The organism is Paraburkholderia sp. LEh10 (genome assembly GCF_017814945.1).
In the GTDB taxonomy this organism is placed as follows: domain Bacteria; phylum Pseudomonadota; class Gammaproteobacteria; order Burkholderiales; family Burkholderiaceae; genus Paraburkholderia.
This window is the reverse complement of the sequence record NZ_JAGIPX010000166.1, coordinates 261-3,984: the sequence shown is the minus strand read 5'-3', so window position 1 is coordinate 3,984 and position 3,724 is coordinate 261. Positions and strand designations below refer to the sequence as shown.

Below are 3,724 nucleotides of genomic sequence, written 5' to 3'. Positions count from 1 at the left end.
GTCCATGTGCCGTCGCCGTAGCCGAATGTGTTGCCGAGCCACGACGTCTGCACGTTCAGCGCGGGTTCCGCGAGTGCGTGCAGGGTCGCGAGCAAGGCAAACGCGCACATCGCGCGGGCAAGCGTGAGTCGGGACAACGTGAGTTCTCCAGTCGAGACGAAACGAAAGACGCGCAATCGGGAAGTCTGCAAAGCGAAAAGCGCAATGCGCGCAATCGCGGTAATGCGCAATGATCCAATCAGCGCCTAACGGTACGTGCAAAGAATGACAAAGGAAATTCGCAAATAATTCAAAATTATTCGGCGGACGGAACATGCGAAAAGAAAAGCGAAAAAAATTGGCCGCGCATGCATTTCAGGCAATTTTTTGTACGCAAAAAAACGTTCCTACCGCGCCGGATGCCGTATCCGGATCTCTTGCCAGCGATAGCGGCGCGCCACGTATCAAGCTGCAACGGTCTATTTCGATAAATAAAATTCCCTTCGTTTTATTCGAATCAATTCGTTTATTTCGTTGAGATTTTTTGGTCGATTTTATTTGCCTAGAATCGAAGCCACTTTGCCGTCTTCATGGTGATCGCCTCGCGACACCGTGCATGGCCCAACGAATACCGCATCAGGCGCATACACGGACGCTCATGACAGCCAGCACCCCGCCCGCTTCGCCCTCGCACAACGGACGCATCGTCCAGCTCGACGGACTGCGCGCGATTGCCGTGCTCGCGGTATTCGCGCAGCACGCATTGAAGGCGCCGTTGTGGATGGGCGTCGATCTGTTTTTCGTGCTGAGCGGCTTTCTGATCACGGGCATCCTGCTCGAACGCAAGGCGCGCGGGCAGTCGTACTTCAGCTACTTCTACGCGAGACGCGCACGGCGCATCCTGCCGCCTTATCTGCTGCTGATGGCCGTGTCGTCGCTGCTGTTCGGTTTCGGCTGGGCGCAGCATTGGGCGTGGTATGCGTTCTTCGCGACCAATATCGGCGACGCGCTCGGACAAAGCGGACATGACAGCCTGAACGTGCTGTGGTCGCTTGCAGTCGAAGAGCAGTTCTATATCGTCTGGCCGTTCGTGATCCTGCTCGTGCCCGAGCGCGCGCTCGGGCTGGCGGCGGGCGCGCTGATCCTGCTGGTGCCTGCGCTGCGTGCCGTCGCGACGCCGTGGTTCGATTCGTTCTGGCCGATCTATTACCTGACGCCGTTTCGCATGGATCTGCTCGCGGCAGGGGCGCTGCTCGCCGTCGCCGTGCGGCGCGACGCGAACGCGCTGGAGCCGTTCAAGTGGCTCGCCGTGGCCGGCGTGTGCGTGGCGCTCGCGGTGCTCGCGTGGCTGCATCTGCACTACCCGCGCTTTCGCGCGGCCAACACGCCGCTGTCGAATGCGGGTCTGTACAGCGTGTCGCTCGTGCTGTGCACGTCCGTCGTCATCATCGCGCTGCGCAGCAACGGCATCGTGAAGCGTGTGCTGTGCAATCCGTTGCTCGTCCATATCGGCACGATCAGCTACACGATCTATCTGATCCACCTGACGATCCTCTACGCGCTGTGGCCGCTGCATTACAACCGCTACGTGACGGCCGCGCTCGCGCTCGCAATCACGCTGCTCTATGCGAGCGCGTCGTGGTTCGGCTTCGAGCGTCGCCTGATTCACGGCAGCGCAACGCGCGACGTACAACACGAGCAGGCTTTGCACACAGCGCGCGAAGCGTCGAGGACGAGCGCATGAAGCCGTCGTTGCCGCTGCGGGCCGCCGCGTGTGCCGCCGTCCTGTGCGCCGCCCTCGCCCATGCGCAGGACAGCGCGAGCCGGCAGGTGCTGATCGAGGCATACGGTGATTCGACGACGCTTGGCATCTCGTGCAGCGACGGCCGCTGCGGGCCGCGCGCCGACAACGTGGTGGCGTACCTGCAAGACGAGCTGCGCGCGAAGTATGGCGCGCGCGTGTCGGTGGCCAACCATGGCGTTGGCGGCACGATGGCCTCGCAACTGCGCGACGGCACGGGTCCCGGCGGCAATAGGCCCTGGAAAGCGCGCCTCGCCGCATCGAATGCGCAGATCGTCACGATCAACTACGGCATCAACGAGGTGATGCACAACCAGACGCCCGAGCAGTTCTACGAGGCCGAGACCGACCTCGTCAACACCGCGCGTGCGCTCGGCAAGCTGCCTGTGCTGCAGACCTCGAATCCGATGCCGGATGCGCGTCTGAACGCGCGTCTTGCGGCCATGGCCGCGATGACGCGGCGCGTAGCGTCCGAACAGCAGGTGCCCCTCGTCGATCACTACGCGGCGATCTCCGCGATGGCCGACTGGAAGACGCACATGTCCGACGGCGCGCACCCGAAGCCGGAGTTGTATCGCGTGAAAGCGCAGCAGGACTTTCAGGTGATCGAGCCGCTCGTGCGGCGTCTCGTCGACGGCGATGCTGCATCCCCTCTTCATTCAATTTCCGACAACCCGACGAAAGGCAACTCATGACCACACAACGCAAGGCCATCATCACCGGCGTATCCGGCCAGGACGGCGCCTATCTGACGAAACTGCTGCTCGGCAAGGGCTATCAGGTCACGGGCACCTATCGCCGCACCAGTTCCGTCAACTTCTGGCGGATGGAAGAGCTCGGCGTCATGAACGATCCGAACCTGCAACTCGTCGAGCACGATCTCACCGACGCGGGCTCGACGCTGCGTCTGCTCGACACGGTGCAGGCCGACGAGCTGTATAACCTCGCTGCACAGAGCTTCGTCGGCGTGTCGTTCGACCAGCCGTCGACGACGGCACAGGTGACGGGCGTCGGCGTGCTGAACTTGCTCGAAGGCATCCGCACCGTGAACCCGAAGATGCGCTTCTACCAGGCGTCCACCTCGGAGATGTTCGGCAAGGTGCAGGCCGTGCCACAGCGCGAGGACACGCCGTTCTATCCGCGCAGCCCGTATGGCGTCGCGAAGCTGTTCGCGCACTGGTCGACGATCAACTACCGCGAGTCGTACGGCATGTTCGCGACCAGCGGCATTCTGTTCAATCACGAGTCGCCGCTGCGCGGCCGCGAGTTCGTCACGCGCAAGATCACGGACACCGTCGCGAAGATCAAGCTCGGCAAGGCCGACGTACTCGAGCTGGGCAACCTCGATGCGAAGCGTGACTGGGGTTTCGCGCTCGAATACGTCGAAGGCATGTGGCGCATGCTGCAGGCGCAGGAGCCCGACACCTACGTGCTAGCGACTAACCGCACGGAGACGGTGCGCGATTTCGTGAAGATGGCCTTTGCGGCTGCCGGCTACCAGCTCGAATGGTCGGGCCGCAACGAGCGCGAAACGGGTATCGACGTGAGGACAGGCAAGACGCTGATTCGCGTGAACCCGAAATTCTACCGGCCCGCCGAGGTCGATCTGCTGATCGGCTGCGCGGACAAGGCGCGTGAAAAGCTCAACTGGAATCCGCAGACGTCGCTCGAGCAGTTGTGCAAGATGATGGTCGATGCGGATATTGCGCGGAATCAGAATGGGGTCTCCTGGTAGGGGCCTTGCCGGGGGCATGGTGTGAGGTGGTTCGCCTTGCCCTTTCGCGGGCATGCCGCTATGGGGTTCGCCTTGCCCTGCGTGGGCATCCGCGATGCGGTTCGCCTTGTCCTGCGTGGGCATCCGCGATGCGGTTCGCCTTGCCCTTTCGCGGGCATGCCGCTATGGGGTTCGCCTTGCCCTGCGTGGGCATCCGCGATGCGGTTCGC

At 62.6% G+C, this 3,724-nt stretch carries 4 protein-coding genes; all 4 read left to right on the top strand.

Annotated features, from left to right (window positions below; genetic code table 11):
* Nucleotides 1-313: 313 nt before the first annotated feature.
* The 4 genes from J8I87_RS43530 to gmd all read left to right on the top strand — a co-directional run bounded on the left by J8I87_RS43530 (nt 314) and on the right by gmd (nt 3,515).
* Nucleotides 314-517, top strand: coding sequence for a hypothetical protein (locus J8I87_RS43530; RefSeq protein ID WP_209938795.1), 204 nt, complete (start codon nt 314-316; stop codon nt 515-517).
* 120 nt (nt 518-637) lie between these two features.
* The gene (locus J8I87_RS43525; protein WP_209938792.1) at nt 638-1,723 is read left to right on the top strand and encodes an acyltransferase family protein; all 1,086 of its coding nucleotides are present in this window, start codon (nt 638-640) and stop codon (nt 1,721-1,723) included.
* Nucleotides 1,720-2,475 (top strand): SGNH/GDSL hydrolase family protein, encoded by a 756-nt coding sequence (locus J8I87_RS43520; RefSeq protein WP_209938790.1) that lies wholly within the window; start codon nt 1,720-1,722, stop codon nt 2,473-2,475. Before J8I87_RS43525 ends, J8I87_RS43520 begins: the two co-directional genes overlap by 4 nt.
* Nucleotides 2,472-3,515, top strand: a complete 1,044-nt coding sequence (gene gmd, locus J8I87_RS43515; protein WP_209938788.1) for a GDP-mannose 4,6-dehydratase — start codon at nt 2,472-2,474, stop codon at nt 3,513-3,515. The genes J8I87_RS43520 and gmd overlap by 4 nt, the downstream gene beginning before the upstream one ends.
* Nucleotides 3,516-3,724 lie beyond the last annotated feature (209 nt).